Below are 13,259 nucleotides of genomic sequence, written 5' to 3' on the forward strand. Positions count from 1 at the left end.
CCCCTACCCCGACAACGAAAGGCGACAGCCCGTGAACGATCACACCAACGACAACGACAACGCCGACATGGAAAGCTGGGACGACGAGCAGGAGGCCCATGCCGAGGCCATCCGCGAGATGGTCCTCGACTACCTCGACGAGAACGACGTCGACGAAGGCACCGCCGTCTTCGGTCTGATGGAGATCGCGCTGTCGATCGCCATGTCGGGCTACGTCATGTCGACCGAGAAGCCCTCCGCCGGGGGCCTGCAGATGGAACTCGACCGCCTCGCCAAGGACATTTCCGACCTCATCCGCGAGGCCAAGAAGTCGGCGAAGACCTTCGTCGAGGAGACGCTCGCCGCTCTCGAGGAAGCCGACGAGACCCCGCGCGGCGACGCCTGAGCACCACGGTTCGCGTCGTCACCATGGATGAAAAACGAAGACCCCGGCGGATGTTCCGCCGGGGTCTTCATGTCTTTATCGAGATCGCAGCCTCAGAGGCCGAGGCGATCGAGCTGCGTCATGGCGAGCAGCAGCCAGCGGCGCACGTAGGCGCGCAGCGTGTAGGAGTTGGCGGCGTCCGAGCCGTCGGCATTCTTGTTCTCGACGAAGTCGCGGAAGGTCGCCGAGGTGTCGTCGACGGCCTGATAGGCCATCGGGTCGAGCGGCGGGATCTCGATCTCGACGCCGCCGCCGGCGAGGAACTCCTCGCGGGTGCGGCTGGCGTCCCAGCGCGCCATCGAGGCACCCGAGGCGACGTTGCGCACCGCCACGTGGGTGGCGCCGGAGAAGCGCTTCAGCGTCTCGTCGATCTCGGCGACCGACTCGACCGACGAGCCGATCACGTGCAGGAAGACCAGCCGATAGGCGCCCTCGCGCGCGTCGCGGAAGATGTGGAGGTCTTCCATCAGCGTCAGCACGTCGAAGAAGGTGCCGGCGCGCAGGTCGAGCACCAGCACGGTACCCTCGCGGGCATCGGCGAGCGTGTCGAAGATGCGGGCCTGGTCGGCGACCTTGGCGGTGTCCACGACCTCGGTGACCTTGGGATAGAAGCGGGCGAGCGAACCGGCCGGGAACTCGGCGTCGAAGGCGGCATGCTGGCGCTTGGTGTCGGCGAGCCAGTGGCAGAGCAGACGCGCCGTCGTGGTCTTGCCGACGCCGCCCTTCTGCGCGGCCACGATCACCAGAGTCGGTTTGATCACGGGTTGCTTCGCCATGGCTTCATGTCCCTTCAGGCCGGTTGCCGGCTCCGCCCCCGCGAAGCCCCGTCGCGTCGCGGCCGTGGCCGCGAATCCCCCGATATGCATTGCGACCGCATCATAATGCGGCGCGACGATAAGGCACGAAGGTTCTCGCCGAGGTCAAGGCTCCAATTGCCGCGTTTTTCACGCGTGGTGAACGTCGAAGACGGATGAGCGCCGGACCGATCTTCGATCCGACGCTCGCCGATGACGCAGAGGAAGGCACGACGCAACTCGACGCGTCAGCGGGTCTGTTCGCGCAGCAGGTCCTCGACCACCCGATCGAACCCGTCCTTGCCCGCCGGCGTCTTCATCTTCTCGGCGGCGACGGCGGCGTCGCGCCTGGCGACGAGGGCGCCGAGATCGCTCTGCAGGCGCTTGCGCTCGGCGACCTTGGCCTCGACCGCGATCTTGAGATCGGCCGCCGAGAGCTTCTGCAGCTCTTCCGGCAGATCCTTGCGATCGACCTTCTCCGGCTCGGCGCGGGCGGCCAGCACGTCGGCGACGAGATCGCCCTCGCCGGTCACGACCTTGGCCCGTTCGGCCTCCGACTTGGCGCGGATGTTGTAGCTCGCCATGTCCGAGGCGGCGGGCGCCGGCGCGGCGGCGGCGCGCATCGCCTTCTCCTTGACGTCGGCCTGCCGGCGCTGCGAGCCGTAGGGCACGATCGTCTTGTTGAGGCGGATCTGGATCTGCAGGATCTCGTCGTCGTAGGGCGTATGGATCTGCACCACGCCGCCCGACTGCGGGATCTGCACGTAGTGCCCCTTGCCGAGCTGGGCGATGGTCTTCCAGGCGAGTTCGGTGTCCTGCGCCTTGCCGCACTGGAGCGCGTCGACGACGATCTCCTTGTCGGCGGCGATCTTCAGCGTGTCGGTGAAGGGCACGTCCTGCGGATAGTCCATGTGGGGCGGGGCGTCGCCGACCAGGAAGATCAGCCGGCGGGTGTCCTTGCCCTCGGTCCAGGCGAGCTTGTTCACCGCCACGGCGAGCGCCTCGTTGACCGATTCCGGCCAGTCGCCACCACCCTGGGCGCGATACTCGAGGAGCTTGCCGTAGACGGCGGAAATGTCGGTGGAGAGGTCCCACTTGTCGGTGACGTAGACGTCGCCGCGGTCGCGGTAGCCGACGAGGCCGATGCGGATCTCGGCGTTCGGGTGCTGCTTGCGCACCTCGTCGGCGATCGCCCAGACCTTGCGCTTGGCGCCGTCGATCAGGTCGCCCATCGAGCCGGTGGTGTCGAGCACGAAGGCGATCTCGATCCGCTTGGGCGAGGCGATGTCGGCGGCCGAGGTACCGGCGACGCGCCCCGGCTCGGAGACGACGGCGGCGCCCTGCGGCGCGGTCTCCTGTCCGACGGAGGCATTGGTGATGGCGACGACGAGCGCCGTCGCGAGGCCGGACGCCAGGATGAGCCTGTTCATGGTGATCTCCCCACCCTCGCCGTCGCCCGCCGCGATCCCCACGATCACGACCGCTCCGGAAGGGCCGAGACCAAGGCTCGCCCGCGATCGTGCCCGCCCCTCGGCGGGACCGTGGCGGAATTTCGTCCTTTGCGGACCCTTGTCGTGGCGGAGGAAGCGAGTGTCGCAGGACGTGGAGAACACGAGGAGGCGCTTGATCGCCCGCCCGCGTGTCGCTACCGGTGAAGGCGGAGCGGGCGTGGCGAAACCGGTAGACGCACGAGACTTAAAATCTTGCGCCGCAAGGCGTGCGGGTTCGACCCCCGCCGCCCGCACCATGCCCCCTCACGGCACCAGCTTCGCGCAGGTCTTGCCGCCGACCGTCGGGGCGCCGGACAGCGACAGCGACACCGGCGCGACCAGCGCGTAGCCCGCCGCGCAGCTCGCCCCGCCCGAGCCCGGGCGGTGGGTGCGGTACTGGCTGTTGACGCCGGCATAGGGCTTCACCCAGCCGCCGACCTCCCAGTTGAGACCGGCGTTGACGAAGGGACCCTGGGCGCCGACCGCCAGCACCGGCCGCCAGTCGACCGCCTTGAATCCGACGCCCGCCTCGCCCTGGACGTACTCGCCGCCGGCGATGCCCATGACGCGGACGGTCGGCTTGTAGAAGTTGAGCACGCTCACCGGCACCGCGACGTCGGCCTTGGCGCCGACCACCATGCCGGCAGGATTGGTGCGGGTACGCCGCACGCCGACGACCAGTTCCGGATTGAAGTCGGCGAAGTTCCACTGCACCCCGACCGTCACCGCCGTCTCGACGTTGGCCGGCCCCGACGTCGCGATCGCCGGTGCGGCACACAGATAGTCGAGGCCGCAGGTGCCCGCCGCCTGCGCGGGCACGGCGGCACCGGCAGACAGAGCCGCTGCCGCGAAAAGTCGATGACGCATCCGATCCATCCCTCGCGCCCGCCCTTCGCCGTCTCGGCCGGGCGCGCTCCCCGAAGGAAGCGTAGCGAAAGATGGTTTCCGCTTTCTCTCCGCGCTCAGCGCAGCAGCGTCATCAGCAGCGGCACCAGGATCGCCGTCACCACCGCGTTGAGCCCCATGGCGATGCCGGCGAAGACGCCGGCGATCGGGTGGACGGTGAAGGCCCGCGCCGTGCCGATGCCGTGCGAGGCGAGGCCGACCGCAAAGCCGCGCGCCGCCCAGTCGCGGATGCGGAGCGCATTCATCGTCGGCGTCACCATGATCGCCCCGAGGATGCCGGTGATGATGACGAGACCCGCCGTCAGCGACGGCAGGCCACCGATCGTCTCCGAGATCGCCATGGCGACCGGCGCCGTCACCGACTTCGGTGCCAACGACGCCACCACCTGACCCGGCGCGCCGAGGACGCGCGCCACGCCGACCGCCGAGACGATCGCCACGATCGAACCGACCACCAGCGCCGCCGCCATCGGCACGATCTCGCGCACCACGACCGCCCGGTTGCGCCACAGTGGCACGCCGAGCGCCACCGTCGCAGGGCCGAGCAGGAAGTGGACGAACTGCGCGCCGTCGAAATAGGTGCGGTAGGGCGTGCCCGTCGCCTTCAGCAGCGCGCCGATGGCGAGGAGCGACATCAGCACCGGATTGACCAACGGATGACGGCCGCAGGCGAGCGCGACATGATCGGCGGCGAGGAAGACGACGACCGTCACCGACAGCCAGAACAGCGGTGAAGCCGACAGATAGACCCAGAGCGCGACGCCGTTCATGCCTCGGTCTCCTCTTCGGCGCGCCCCTGCAGGCGCTTCACCAGCCGGAAGGTCGCCACCGTCGCAAGCATCGCCAGCGCGGTCGAGACGACGATCGAAGCGACGATCGGCAGCCCCTCCGCCTCGATCAGGTCGAGATACTGCACGACGCCGACGCCGGCCGGCACGAACAGGATCGACAGCGAGGCGAGCAGCCCGTCGGCGGCGCGCTCCAGCGGGCGCCCCTTTTCCAGCGGGTCGGGCCGATCGGTCTTCGACCACAGCGCCAGCGCGACGACCAGCAACGCCATGCCCAGCACCGGCCCCGGCACCGGCAGGCCGAGCGCGCGCGAGACCACCTCCCCGACGAGCTGGAGCGACAACAAGACGGCGAAACCTGCGATCACGGCGACCTCCCGCGGGTCTTTTCGATGGGCGCGGAGATTGCCCGAGGCGCTCCGCCCGGTCGAGTGCCCCGAAACGGGAAGCCGCGTCCCGAAAATGGCGGATCTCCGCCGTCGACGACGCGGGCTTTTCAGGCTCCCCCGACGGCGGCACAATGGCCTCCTCGCCCCGGAGTGTCCCATGATCCTGACGATCGTCCGTTTTCGCCTGCCCCATCCCGTGACGCTCGAGGAGGCGGCCCGCCGCTTCGCCCTGTCGGCGCCGAAGTACCTCGGCCTGCACGGGCTGATCCGCAAGCACTACATCCGCTCCGACGACGGCTACACGGTCGGCGGCGTCTACGTCTGGAAGGACCGCGCCGCCGCCGAGGACTGCTATGCCGGCGACTGGGGCGACCGCGTCCGCGTGCTCTACGGCGTCGAGCCGGAAATCGAGTGGTACGAGAGCCCGGTCGGCGTCGACAACGTCACCCACACGCTGATCTGAGGTGTCCCCCTTGTCCGAGACCGTCGCCGACACCGTTTCCATCGCCTCGGCCGAACTCCAGGCCGAAATCGCCCTCCTCGGTGCCGAACTCGTCCGCCTCGACACCAAGGCCGGCGAGAGCCTGCTGTGGAACGGCGACCCGGCCTTCTGGACCGGTCGTGCGCCGCTGCTCTTTCCCATCGTCGGCACGCTCGCCGGCGGCCGGTTCCGCCACGGCGGCCGCGACTACGCCCTCCCCCGCCACGGCTTCGCCCGCCGCTCGCGCTTCACCGTCGTCGATCGCTACGCCGGCGCGGTGACCCTGCGGCTGGAGGCGAGCGACGAGACCCGCGCCGTCTGGCCCTTCGCCTTCCGCCTCGACGTCACCCACGCCCTCGACGGCGCGCGGCTGACCACCACCGCGGCGGTGACCAATCTCTCCGACGAGGCGATGCCGACGAGTTTCGGCTTTCACCCGGCCTTCCGCCGGCCGCTGCCCGGCGCCGGCCCCGCGGTCGACCACGTCGTCCGCTTCGAGAAGCCCGAGCCCGCCCCCGTCCGTCGCCTCGACGCCGACGGCCTCGTCGACCCCGCCCCGCGGCCGACGCCGGTGATCGGCGACCGTCTGCCGATCGACGACGCGCTCTTCGTCGAGGATGCGCTGATCTTCGATGCGCTCGCGAGCCGGAGCCTGACCTTCGGCACCGACGCCGTCCGCCTCGCCGTCGCCTTCGACGGCATGCCGCATCTCGGCCTGTGGTCGAAACCCGGGGCGCCCTTCCTCTGCATCGAGCCGTGGCAGGGTCATTCCGACCCGGCGGGCTTTGTCGGCACGCTCGCGGAAAAGCCGGGAACGGTGGCGATCCTCCCCGGCGAGACGCATCGCTTCGCCATGTCGGTCGCGCTGACGCGCTGAGCCGGCGGCGCCCGTCCCTTCCCCCCTTGTGGGGGAGAAGGGGGAGTTCGCGGCGCCGCCTTGCCCGACGCGCCGTGCGCCCCATCTCCGTCTCGCAGTTGCGAAGCGGCGCCGGCCGGTATATGTGAACACCCTCATATATCCGGCTGCGCGATCGGCGCGCCCCGAGGAGACACGTGCAATGTTCGGCCTGTTCGGAAGTTCCTCCATCAAGACCGTGACCCCGCAGGAAGCCCACGAGCTGGCGTCGGCCGGCAAGGCTCTGCTGGTCGACGTGCGCGAGCCGGGCGAATGGGCGGGCGGCCACGTGCCCGGCGCCTTCCATGCGCCGCTGTCGCGCTTCGCCGAGGCGGCCAAGACGATCCCGACCGACAAGCCGGTGATCTTCTACTGCGCCATGGGTGGCCGTTCGGCTCAGGCGGTGCAGCTCGCCAAGCGTCTCGGCCTGCCGCACGACACCCACATGGGCGGCGGCATCGGCGCTTGGCGCATGCACGGCCTGCCCGTCGGCCACTGATCGCCCGCCCCTCTGGTCCCCGGCCGCGCCGGCTTCGACGCTCGATCGCTTCGCCTTTTCCGAAAACCGGTTCCCACTTTTCGGGGCGAAGCGGTATGAAAGGCGCGACCAGAGACCGAGGAAGCCGATGTCCGACCCGCGCCCCACGAGTTCCGACGCCGCGACGACGCGCCTCGTCGCGGCGCTTCTCGTCGCCGGCACGCTGGCGCGACTGATCTTGGCGATCGTCGTCGAGCCCGGCCTCGACGAGGCCTATGCGCTGGCGGTCGCCAATCTCCGGCAGCTGTCGTGGTTCGACCACCCGCCGATGACCTTCTGGTGGGTCGGCGCGATGCGTTGGGCGGCCGCGCCGCTCTTCGGCGCCGACGTGCCGGCCGTCGTCACGCGCCTCCCCTTCGTCGCCGCCTTCACCGTCACCGGCTGGGCGCTCTTCGATCTCACCCGACGACTCTACGGTGCCCGTGCCGGGCTCTGGGCGCTCGTCGCGCTGACGCTCGCGCCCTTCTTCCTCGTGTCGGCCGGCTCGTGGATGGTGCCCGACGGACCGCTCGTCCTCGGCCTGGCGCTCGCCGCCCGGCAACTGGCGATCCTGCTCTTCGAGGCCCCCGAGCCCGCCCGCGCCCGCCGCCTGTGGCTCGGCCTCGGCCTGGCGCTCGGCTTCGCCGGCCTCGCGAAATACCACGCCGTCCTCTTTGCGCTGGCCGCCTTCGCCTTCGTGGTGGCGACGCCGCATCGCCGCCTTCTCGCGAGCCCCTGGCCGTGGATCGCCGTCGTCGTGGCGCTCGTGGTCGTGTCTCCCGTGGTGATCTGGAACGCCGCCAACGACTGGGTCTCCTTCGCCTTCCAGGCCGGCCGACGCGGCGGCGGCGGACCGTCGTGGATCGGCTTCGGCCGCGCGCTCGCCGGCCAGATCGGCTACCTCGCACCCTGGACCGCGCTCGCCGCCCTCGTCGCCACCGCCTCGGCATTGAAGAACGAAGCCCGCCGCGACGGCCCCGCCGCCTTCCTCACGACTCTCGCCGTCCTGCCGATCACGATCTTCACCGCCGTGCCGCTCTTCGGCGGCGACAGCCTGCCCCATTGGCAGATGCCGGGCTGGCTCTTCCTGATGCCGCTCCTCGGCCGCTGGATCGCCCGCGCCGAAGAAACCGGCCCCGCCGCGATCCCGCGCTGGGCCGGCCGCTTCGCGATCCTCACCGCCGTGCTGCTGGCGCTCGCGGCGCTCGCGGTCGGCGCCCTGCGCCTCCTGCCGCCGAGCCCGGAGACCGTCGCCCGCTTCCGCCTCGAGAAGCCGCTCGCGGAAGCGACGTCCTGGACCGGGCTGGCGCAGGCGCTCGAGGCGCGCGGCCTTCTCGGCGTCGACGCCGAGGGACGCAAACCGATCGTCGTCGCCTTCCGCTGGATCGAGGCCGCCCGCCTCGGCGAGGCCTTGGGTCCGCGCGCGATCGTCGCGGTCTTCGACGACGACCCGCGCGGCTTCGCCTTCCTCGCCGACCCGGCCAGCTTCACCGGTCGCGACGTCGTGCTGATCGGCCGTCCCGACACCTTCGCCCGCGGGATCGCCGAAAATGCCCCCCGCTTCGCCCGGATCGATGCCGAGCCGCCGATCCGCGTCGGCCTCGGCGGCCGGCCGCTGGTCGAGATCGACGTCGCCGTCGGCCGCGGCCTCGCGACGCCGCCCGTCCTGCCCTATCCGAAGCGCGGCGCGCGCGCCCGCTGACGCGACATAAGAGATCCGCCCATGCGCTTCGCCGAGCCCCTCGCCGCCGCCCGTCTGGTGAAGCGCTACAAGCGCTTCCTCGCCGACTGCGTGATCGATGCGACCGGCGAGACGGTGACGGCGCATTGCGCCAATTCCGGCTCGATGCTGTCGCTCGCCCGCCCCGGCGCCCGCGTCTGGCTGCGCCATTCCGCCGACCCGAAGCGCAAGCTCGCCTGGAGCTTCGTGCTGGAGGAGACGGAAGCCGGCGACTGCGTCTGCGTCGACACGTCCCTCCCCAACGCCCTCGTCGCCGAGGCGATCGCCGCGGGCGCCGTCCCCGGCCTCGAAGGCTTCGCGAGCCTCCGCCGCGAGGTGAAGTACGGGAAGAACTCCCGCATCGACATCCTGCTCGAGGACCCGACGAAGGGCCGCGCCTGGGTCGAGGTGAAGAACACCACACTGATGCGCACTCCGGGATTGGCCGAGTTCCCCGACGCGGTGACGACGCGCGGCGCCAAGCATCTCGACGAACTCGCCGCCCAGGTCGCCCTCGGCGACCGCGCCGTGATGGTCTATCTGGTGAACCGTCCCGACTGCGCCCGCATGAAGCTGGCCGCCGACATCGACCCGGCCTATGCGGCGGGTTTCGAGGCGGCCCGCAAAGCCGGCGTCGAGGCGATCGCCCTCGCCGCGACGCCCACGCCGGAGGGCATTTCCGTCGGCGGGATCGTGCCTTTCGCCGCCTGACGCGCGCCCGCGATGCGAATTCCTTCTGGAAAGCGACGCGGAAGGCTATAAATAGGGGTAACGACGCGCGACCGCCGGCCGCGCCACTCTGTTTCCGGACGGTCCATGGTCTCCTACGTCGACGACGCCACCGCGCCCCTCAAGAACACGGGCGCCATCCGCCTCTATGGCCGCGAAAGCTTCCCGGCCCTGCGCAAGGCCGGCCAGTTCGCCGCCGAATGCCTCGACGCGGTCGCCGATCTCGCCCGCCCCGGCGTGACGACGCAGGAGATCGACGACTTCGTCTTCAAGTTCGCGGTCGATCGCGGCGCCTATCCGGCGACGCTGAACTATCGCGGCTACAACAAGTCGGTCTGCACCTCGATCAACCACGTGGTCTGCCACGGCATCCCCAACGACAAGCCGCTGCGCGACGGCGACATCGTCAACATCGACGTCACCTTCGTCGTCGACGGCTGGTACGGGGACAGCTCTCGCATGTACCCGGTCGGCAAGGTCGCCCGCGCCGCCGAACGCCTGATCGACGTCACCTACGAGAGCCTGCTGCGCGGCATCGCCGCGGTGAAGCCGGGCAAGACCACCGGCGACATCGGCCACGCCATCCAGTCCTACGTCGAGGCCGAACGCTGCTCGGTGGTGCGCGACTTCTGCGGCCACGGCATCGGCCGGCTGTTCCACGACACGCCGAACATCCTGCACTACGGCGAGCCCGGCGAGGGCGTCGAGCTGAAGCCCGGCATGGTCTTCACCATCGAGCCGATGGTGAACCTCGGCCGCCCGCACGTGAAGGTGCTCGCCGACGGCTGGACCGCGGTGACGCGCGACCGCTCGCTCTCCGCCCAGTTCGAGCACATGCTCGGCGTCACCGACACCGGCTGCGAGGTCTTCACCTTCTCGCCGAAGGGACTTCACAAGCCCCCCTACCTCGTCTGAGGATACCCGCAGGGCGGGAATCGCCGGTTCGACGCGCGAGGGGCGAGATGAGCGGTTTCGACGAGATGTCGCAAGGCACGCCGGAGCCCGAGGAGGCCGAGGCCGACCATCGCCACGGCCATCGCGAGCGGCTGAAGGCGCGCTTCCGCGACGCCGGCTCCGACGCCATTGCCGACTACGAGCTGATGGAGCTGCTGCTCTTCCGCTCGATCCCGCGCCGCGACGTGAAGGGGCTCGCCAAGGACCTGATCCGCCGTTTCGGCTCGTTTGCCGAAGTGCTCGGCGCGCCGGTCGAGCGCCTGCGCGAGGTGCCCGGCGTCGGCGAGGCGGTGGCGACCGACCTGAAACTGGTGCGCGCCGCGGGCCTCCGGATGATGAAAGGCGAGGTGCGCAAGAAGACGGTGCTCGGCTCGTGGAGCCAGGTGATCGACTACTGCCGCTCCGCCATGGCCTTCGAGACGCGCGAGCAGTTCCGCATCCTCTTCCTCGACAAGAAGAACGGCCTCCTCGCCGACGAGGTACAGCAGACCGGCACGGTCGACCACACGCCGGTCTACCCGCGCGAGATCGTCAAGCGGGCGCTGGAGCTCTCGGCCTCGGCCATCATCCTGGTGCACAACCACCCGTCCGGCGACCCGACACCCTCGACCGCCGACATCCAGATGACGCGCCAGATCGTCGACATCGCCAAGCCGCTCGGCATCCTCGTCCACGATCACGTCATCGTCGGCCGCGACGGCCACGCGAGCCTGCGGGGGCTGCAGCTGATCTGAGGTCGTCGCGATCGGGACGGACGTGCGAACGCGGTGTCCGCTCGAGCCGCTCCGCAATCAGCCGCCGCACCTCTCGCAGGTAGGCGAGGACGACTTCCGACCGGAGCGTCTCCGACGGGCTCCGGAGCGTGGACAGGCTCCAGACCGCGTTCCATTCGGCCATGATCGCCGCTTCGCCCTCGGCTTCGAGCGCGGCGAGCCGATCGAGGAAGAGATGCGCGCCGGGTTCGCCGTCGTCGAATGCCCTCCTGGCGCCCTCCTCACACATCTCCGGCCAGGTCTGGTCGCCGCCATCGCGATTCAAGCACAGAGCGCCGACGACATGCGCCCAGACCGCAGGCCGGCGACCCGGCACCGGCGCGTCGATCCCCGCACGCAGCGAGAGACCCATGCGGACCTCGTTGAGCATGGCGAGGAGACAGGTGAAATCCTCGAACGGCACGGCGGCGCGCGTCGCCGCCCATTCGCGCCGCGCGACCGTCTCGGGCGCCGCCATCAGCCAGTCGATCGCGGCGACGACCTCGGCCGCCTCGTCCGTCGGCACCATCGCGACCGCCCGGCCGATCAACGGCAAGGCGAGATCGCGCCGGTCACGCCGACCGAGCCCCGCGGGCCCGAGGACCCGCGCCACCGCGTCGAATGTCGCCGTCCGCCACATGTCGCCTCGCCGATCGGATCGCCGTCGCGGCCCAGAATGAACCGAAGGTTGCAGCCCCGCAACCATGAGGAAGGCTCCGCCTCACCCCGGCATGCCGCCGCCGCCCGTCGCCACCCGCTCTGCGACGCGCTCGCGCATCAGGCGGAGGATGGAGCGGATGAACTCGGGGTCTTCCCAGTCGTATTCGCATCTGAGCGACGACCACGCATCGGAGACCTCCTCCGGCGGCGAGGCGATCAGATGGTCCAGCCATTCGAGCAGCGCCGGGCACTGGCTCTGAGGGACGATCTCGACGCCGAAGCGGGCACAATCCTCGACCGTGTGACCACCGGATTCGAGTGCACCCCGATAGAAGCACTCCGATGCTCGTTGAAAATAGGGAGGGATTTTCATTCTCGAATCCTCAGTCGAAGTTCATTGGATAAGCCGTGTGGACTCTGAACCCACGGACGCGGCCCGGATCGTGGATAAGGACGACGCATAAGCCAGTCGTCTTTCGGGAAGACAGTTTCCTTTTGCTCAGTGAGGCAACAACTTCTCTACCAGTGTCACGCCCCATTTCCGCATAGATCGGATATAACCGGGCAATGCCGGAAGAAACACTGAGAACTCCCTCCCTATCGGATCCGACCGCAGCGTTGACGAACGCATTGGCACTTTCGATCGTATCGAACGTACCGGCCCGCGCCTCGCCTCTCTTGCGAGCCATGGACGTCGACAACTTGGCGACGGCTTGCGCCGCGAGCTGATCGTCCGTCATCCCGACGTGGAATTCCAAGGCGTGCGCATCACTGATGCCCTCCTCGTATCTCAGATCGATCGGCCCCCAGTCGAACGGCCCGGCCACCCGTATCCGCTCGTCCTTCGGCGCCGGATCGGTCTCGGCATTCGGATCGGTGATGGGATACGTCGTCGAGCGGCCGATTTCCGCCCATCGTCCGAGCTCGTCGCGCGGCTGCGCCGGGTCGAAGTGCGCGCGCCGTTCGAGCGCGAGCAGGACACGGATGCCGGCGAGGATCACCCTGTCGCCGGCGAGTTCGCAGCGCAGCGCGCGAACCCGTGTCTCGAGGTCTCGGGGGTCTTCCAGTCTCATGCGAATGGTCCTCGGTTGGAACCCGTCCGCATCATCATGACACGCGATTCAAACCCAGAAGACAACTTCTGATTTGTCCACCATCCTCGCCTCACCCCGGCATGCCGCCGCCGCCCGTCGCCACCCGCTCGGCGACGCGCTCGCGCATCAGGCGGAGGATGGAGCGGATGAACTCCGGGTCTTCCCAATCGTACTCGCATCTGAGCGACGACCATGCATCGGAGACCACCTCCGGCGGCGAGGCGATCAGAAAGTCCAGCCATTCGAGCAGCGCCGGGCACTGGCTCTGAGGGACGGTTCCGACGCCGAAACCGACGCAATCCTCGACCGTGTGGCCGCCGTACTCCAAGGCACCCTGATAGAAGCCTTCGGAGGCAAGCTGGAACCAGGGAGGGATTTTCATCGAAACCTCCTCGCTCGCGGGATGCCGCGAGAACAGTGATCGGCGCCCTCTCCATCACACGCGATTCAACCGCGCGGGACAACTTCCGATTTATCCACACGTGCAGCCCCTCGCCGCCGCCCCTCCGCGCCCGCCCCGCCCCCGCCGCTGCCTCCTTTGCCGCCACGGTTGAAACCATGAATTCCGCCCACAACTTGGGCATCGCGCCCCAAGCTTATGCAAAGTCGGCCGAAATACGCATTTTCCTGCCGCCGCAAGCTGCTTGCGCCTCTTTGCGAGGCAGC

General features: G+C 69.4%; 17 protein-coding genes and 1 tRNA gene. 9 read left to right on the forward strand and 9 right to left on the reverse strand.

Going from position 1 to position 13,259, the window contains the following annotated elements; all coding sequences use genetic code 11:
• Positions 1-31: 31 nt before the first annotated feature.
• Positions 32-385, forward strand: a complete 354-nt coding sequence (locus ACT53U_RS02670) for a hypothetical protein (RefSeq protein WP_476152513.1) — start codon at positions 32-34, stop codon at positions 383-385.
• 92 nt (positions 386-477) lie between these two features.
• Here ACT53U_RS02670 and ACT53U_RS02675 read toward each other — a convergent pair whose 3' ends face one another.
• Together ACT53U_RS02675 and ACT53U_RS02680 are read right to left on the reverse strand one after the other, a co-directional pair.
• Entirely contained in the window at positions 478-1,200 is a 723-nt protein-coding gene (locus tag ACT53U_RS02675) for a nucleotide-binding protein (protein ID WP_476152515.1), read from the reverse strand.
• 266 nt (positions 1,201-1,466) lie between these two features.
• On the reverse strand, positions 1,467-2,648 hold the full coding sequence (locus ACT53U_RS02680; protein WP_476152517.1) for a vWA domain-containing protein: 1,182 nt from the start codon (positions 2,646-2,648) through the stop codon (positions 1,467-1,469).
• A gap of 232 nt (positions 2,649-2,880) precedes the next feature.
• Here ACT53U_RS02680 and ACT53U_RS02685 point away from each other — a divergent pair.
• Positions 2,881-2,965 (forward strand) — tRNA-Leu (locus tag ACT53U_RS02685).
• 7 nt (positions 2,966-2,972) lie between these two features.
• On the opposite strand, the gene ACT53U_RS02690 is transcribed toward ACT53U_RS02685, so the two are convergent.
• The 3 genes from ACT53U_RS02690 to ACT53U_RS02700 all read right to left on the reverse strand — a co-directional run bounded on the left by ACT53U_RS02690 (position 2,973) and on the right by ACT53U_RS02700 (position 4,770).
• On the reverse strand, positions 2,973-3,575 hold the full coding sequence (locus tag ACT53U_RS02690; RefSeq protein WP_476152519.1) for a hypothetical protein: 603 nt from the start codon (positions 3,573-3,575) through the stop codon (positions 2,973-2,975).
• Between the two features lie 95 nt (positions 3,576-3,670).
• Positions 3,671-4,384 carry an LrgB family protein gene (locus ACT53U_RS02695; protein ID WP_476152520.1) on the reverse strand — a complete coding sequence of 238 codons (714 nt, stop codon included), beginning with the start codon at positions 4,382-4,384 and terminating at the stop codon, positions 3,671-3,673.
• Positions 4,381-4,770, reverse strand: a complete 390-nt coding sequence (locus ACT53U_RS02700) for a CidA/LrgA family protein (RefSeq protein ID WP_476152522.1) — start codon at positions 4,768-4,770, stop codon at positions 4,381-4,383. The genes ACT53U_RS02695 and ACT53U_RS02700 overlap by 4 nt, the downstream gene beginning before the upstream one ends.
• Before the next feature lie 178 nt (positions 4,771-4,948).
• Between ACT53U_RS02700 and ACT53U_RS02705 the strand changes: the two genes are divergently transcribed.
• From ACT53U_RS02705 to radC, 7 genes are all read left to right on the forward strand, one after another.
• Entirely contained in the window at positions 4,949-5,254 is a 306-nt protein-coding gene (locus tag ACT53U_RS02705; protein WP_476152524.1) for a monooxygenase, read from the forward strand.
• 10 nt (positions 5,255-5,264) lie between these two features.
• Positions 5,265-6,149: an aldose 1-epimerase family protein gene (locus ACT53U_RS02710; RefSeq protein ID WP_476152526.1), complete on the forward strand. Its 885-nt coding sequence runs from the start codon at positions 5,265-5,267 to the stop codon at positions 6,147-6,149.
• A gap of 181 nt (positions 6,150-6,330) precedes the next feature.
• Positions 6,331-6,666 (forward strand): rhodanese-like domain-containing protein, encoded by a 336-nt coding sequence (locus ACT53U_RS02715; RefSeq protein WP_476152528.1) that lies wholly within the window; start codon positions 6,331-6,333, stop codon positions 6,664-6,666.
• 127 nt (positions 6,667-6,793) lie between these two features.
• Positions 6,794-8,386 carry a glycosyltransferase family 39 protein gene (locus ACT53U_RS02720; RefSeq protein WP_476152529.1) on the forward strand — a complete coding sequence of 531 codons (1,593 nt, stop codon included), beginning with the start codon at positions 6,794-6,796 and terminating at the stop codon, positions 8,384-8,386.
• Between the two features lie 21 nt (positions 8,387-8,407).
• The gene (gene sfsA, locus ACT53U_RS02725) at positions 8,408-9,115 is read left to right on the forward strand and encodes a DNA/RNA nuclease SfsA (RefSeq protein ID WP_476152531.1); all 708 of its coding nucleotides are present in this window, start codon (positions 8,408-8,410) and stop codon (positions 9,113-9,115) included.
• Between the two features lie 105 nt (positions 9,116-9,220).
• Positions 9,221-10,048 carry a type I methionyl aminopeptidase gene (gene map / locus ACT53U_RS02730; protein WP_476152532.1) on the forward strand — a complete coding sequence of 276 codons (828 nt, stop codon included), beginning with the start codon at positions 9,221-9,223 and terminating at the stop codon, positions 10,046-10,048.
• Positions 10,049-10,095: 47 nt separating this feature from the next.
• A complete protein-coding gene (radC, locus tag ACT53U_RS02735; RefSeq protein WP_476152534.1) occupies positions 10,096-10,821 on the forward strand; it encodes a RadC family protein in 726 nt (241 codons plus the stop codon).
• On the opposite strand, the gene ACT53U_RS02740 is transcribed toward radC, so the two are convergent.
• The 4 genes from ACT53U_RS02740 to ACT53U_RS02755 all read right to left on the reverse strand — a co-directional run bounded on the left by ACT53U_RS02740 (position 10,769) and on the right by ACT53U_RS02755 (position 12,975).
• Positions 10,769-11,479, reverse strand: coding sequence for a hypothetical protein (locus tag ACT53U_RS02740; protein ID WP_476152536.1), 711 nt, complete (start codon positions 11,477-11,479; stop codon positions 10,769-10,771). The genes radC and ACT53U_RS02740 overlap by 53 nt on opposite strands.
• Positions 11,480-11,560: 81 nt before the next feature.
• On the reverse strand, positions 11,561-11,872 hold the full coding sequence (locus ACT53U_RS02745) for a hypothetical protein (RefSeq protein ID WP_476152538.1): 312 nt from the start codon (positions 11,870-11,872) through the stop codon (positions 11,561-11,563).
• Positions 11,873-11,882: 10 nt separating this feature from the next.
• On the reverse strand, positions 11,883-12,572 hold the full coding sequence (locus ACT53U_RS02750; RefSeq protein ID WP_476152540.1) for an RNase A-like domain-containing protein: 690 nt from the start codon (positions 12,570-12,572) through the stop codon (positions 11,883-11,885).
• Between the two features lie 91 nt (positions 12,573-12,663).
• Complete coding sequence (locus ACT53U_RS02755; protein ID WP_476152541.1) at positions 12,664-12,975, reverse strand: hypothetical protein; 312 nt, start codon at positions 12,973-12,975, stop codon at positions 12,664-12,666.
• Between the last annotated feature and the right edge of the window lie 284 nt (positions 12,976-13,259).

It is taken from the genome of Pinisolibacter sp. DMC19 (assembly GCF_056313985.1).

Coding starts and splice junctions, on each gene's coding strand:
- ACT53U_RS02675 (WP_476152515.1), bottom strand. CDS start 1,200: ATGGCGAAGCAACCCGTGATCAAACCGACTCTGGTGATCGTGGCCGCG.
- ACT53U_RS02680 (WP_476152517.1), bottom strand. CDS start 2,648: ATGAACAGGCTCATCCTGGCGTCCGGCCTCGCGACGGCGCTCGTCGTC.
- ACT53U_RS02690 (WP_476152519.1), bottom strand. CDS start 3,575: ATGCGTCATCGACTTTTCGCGGCAGCGGCTCTGTCTGCCGGTGCCGCC.
- ACT53U_RS02695 (WP_476152520.1), bottom strand. CDS start 4,384: ATGAACGGCGTCGCGCTCTGGGTCTATCTGTCGGCTTCACCGCTGTTC.
- ACT53U_RS02705 (WP_476152524.1), top strand. CDS start 4,949: ATGATCCTGACGATCGTCCGTTTTCGCCTGCCCCATCCCGTGACGCTC.
- ACT53U_RS02715 (WP_476152528.1), top strand. CDS start 6,331: ATGTTCGGCCTGTTCGGAAGTTCCTCCATCAAGACCGTGACCCCGCAG.
- ACT53U_RS02720 (WP_476152529.1), top strand. CDS start 6,794: ATGTCCGACCCGCGCCCCACGAGTTCCGACGCCGCGACGACGCGCCTC.
- sfsA (WP_476152531.1), top strand. CDS start 8,408: ATGCGCTTCGCCGAGCCCCTCGCCGCCGCCCGTCTGGTGAAGCGCTAC.
- map (WP_476152532.1), top strand. CDS start 9,221: ATGGTCTCCTACGTCGACGACGCCACCGCGCCCCTCAAGAACACGGGC.
- radC (WP_476152534.1), top strand. CDS start 10,096: ATGAGCGGTTTCGACGAGATGTCGCAAGGCACGCCGGAGCCCGAGGAG.
- ACT53U_RS02740 (WP_476152536.1), bottom strand. CDS start 11,479: ATGTGGCGGACGGCGACATTCGACGCGGTGGCGCGGGTCCTCGGGCCC.
- ACT53U_RS02745 (WP_476152538.1), bottom strand. CDS start 11,872: ATGAAAATCCCTCCCTATTTTCAACGAGCATCGGAGTGCTTCTATCGG.
- ACT53U_RS02750 (WP_476152540.1), bottom strand. CDS start 12,572: ATGAGACTGGAAGACCCCCGAGACCTCGAGACACGGGTTCGCGCGCTG.
- ACT53U_RS02755 (WP_476152541.1), bottom strand. CDS start 12,975: ATGAAAATCCCTCCCTGGTTCCAGCTTGCCTCCGAAGGCTTCTATCAG.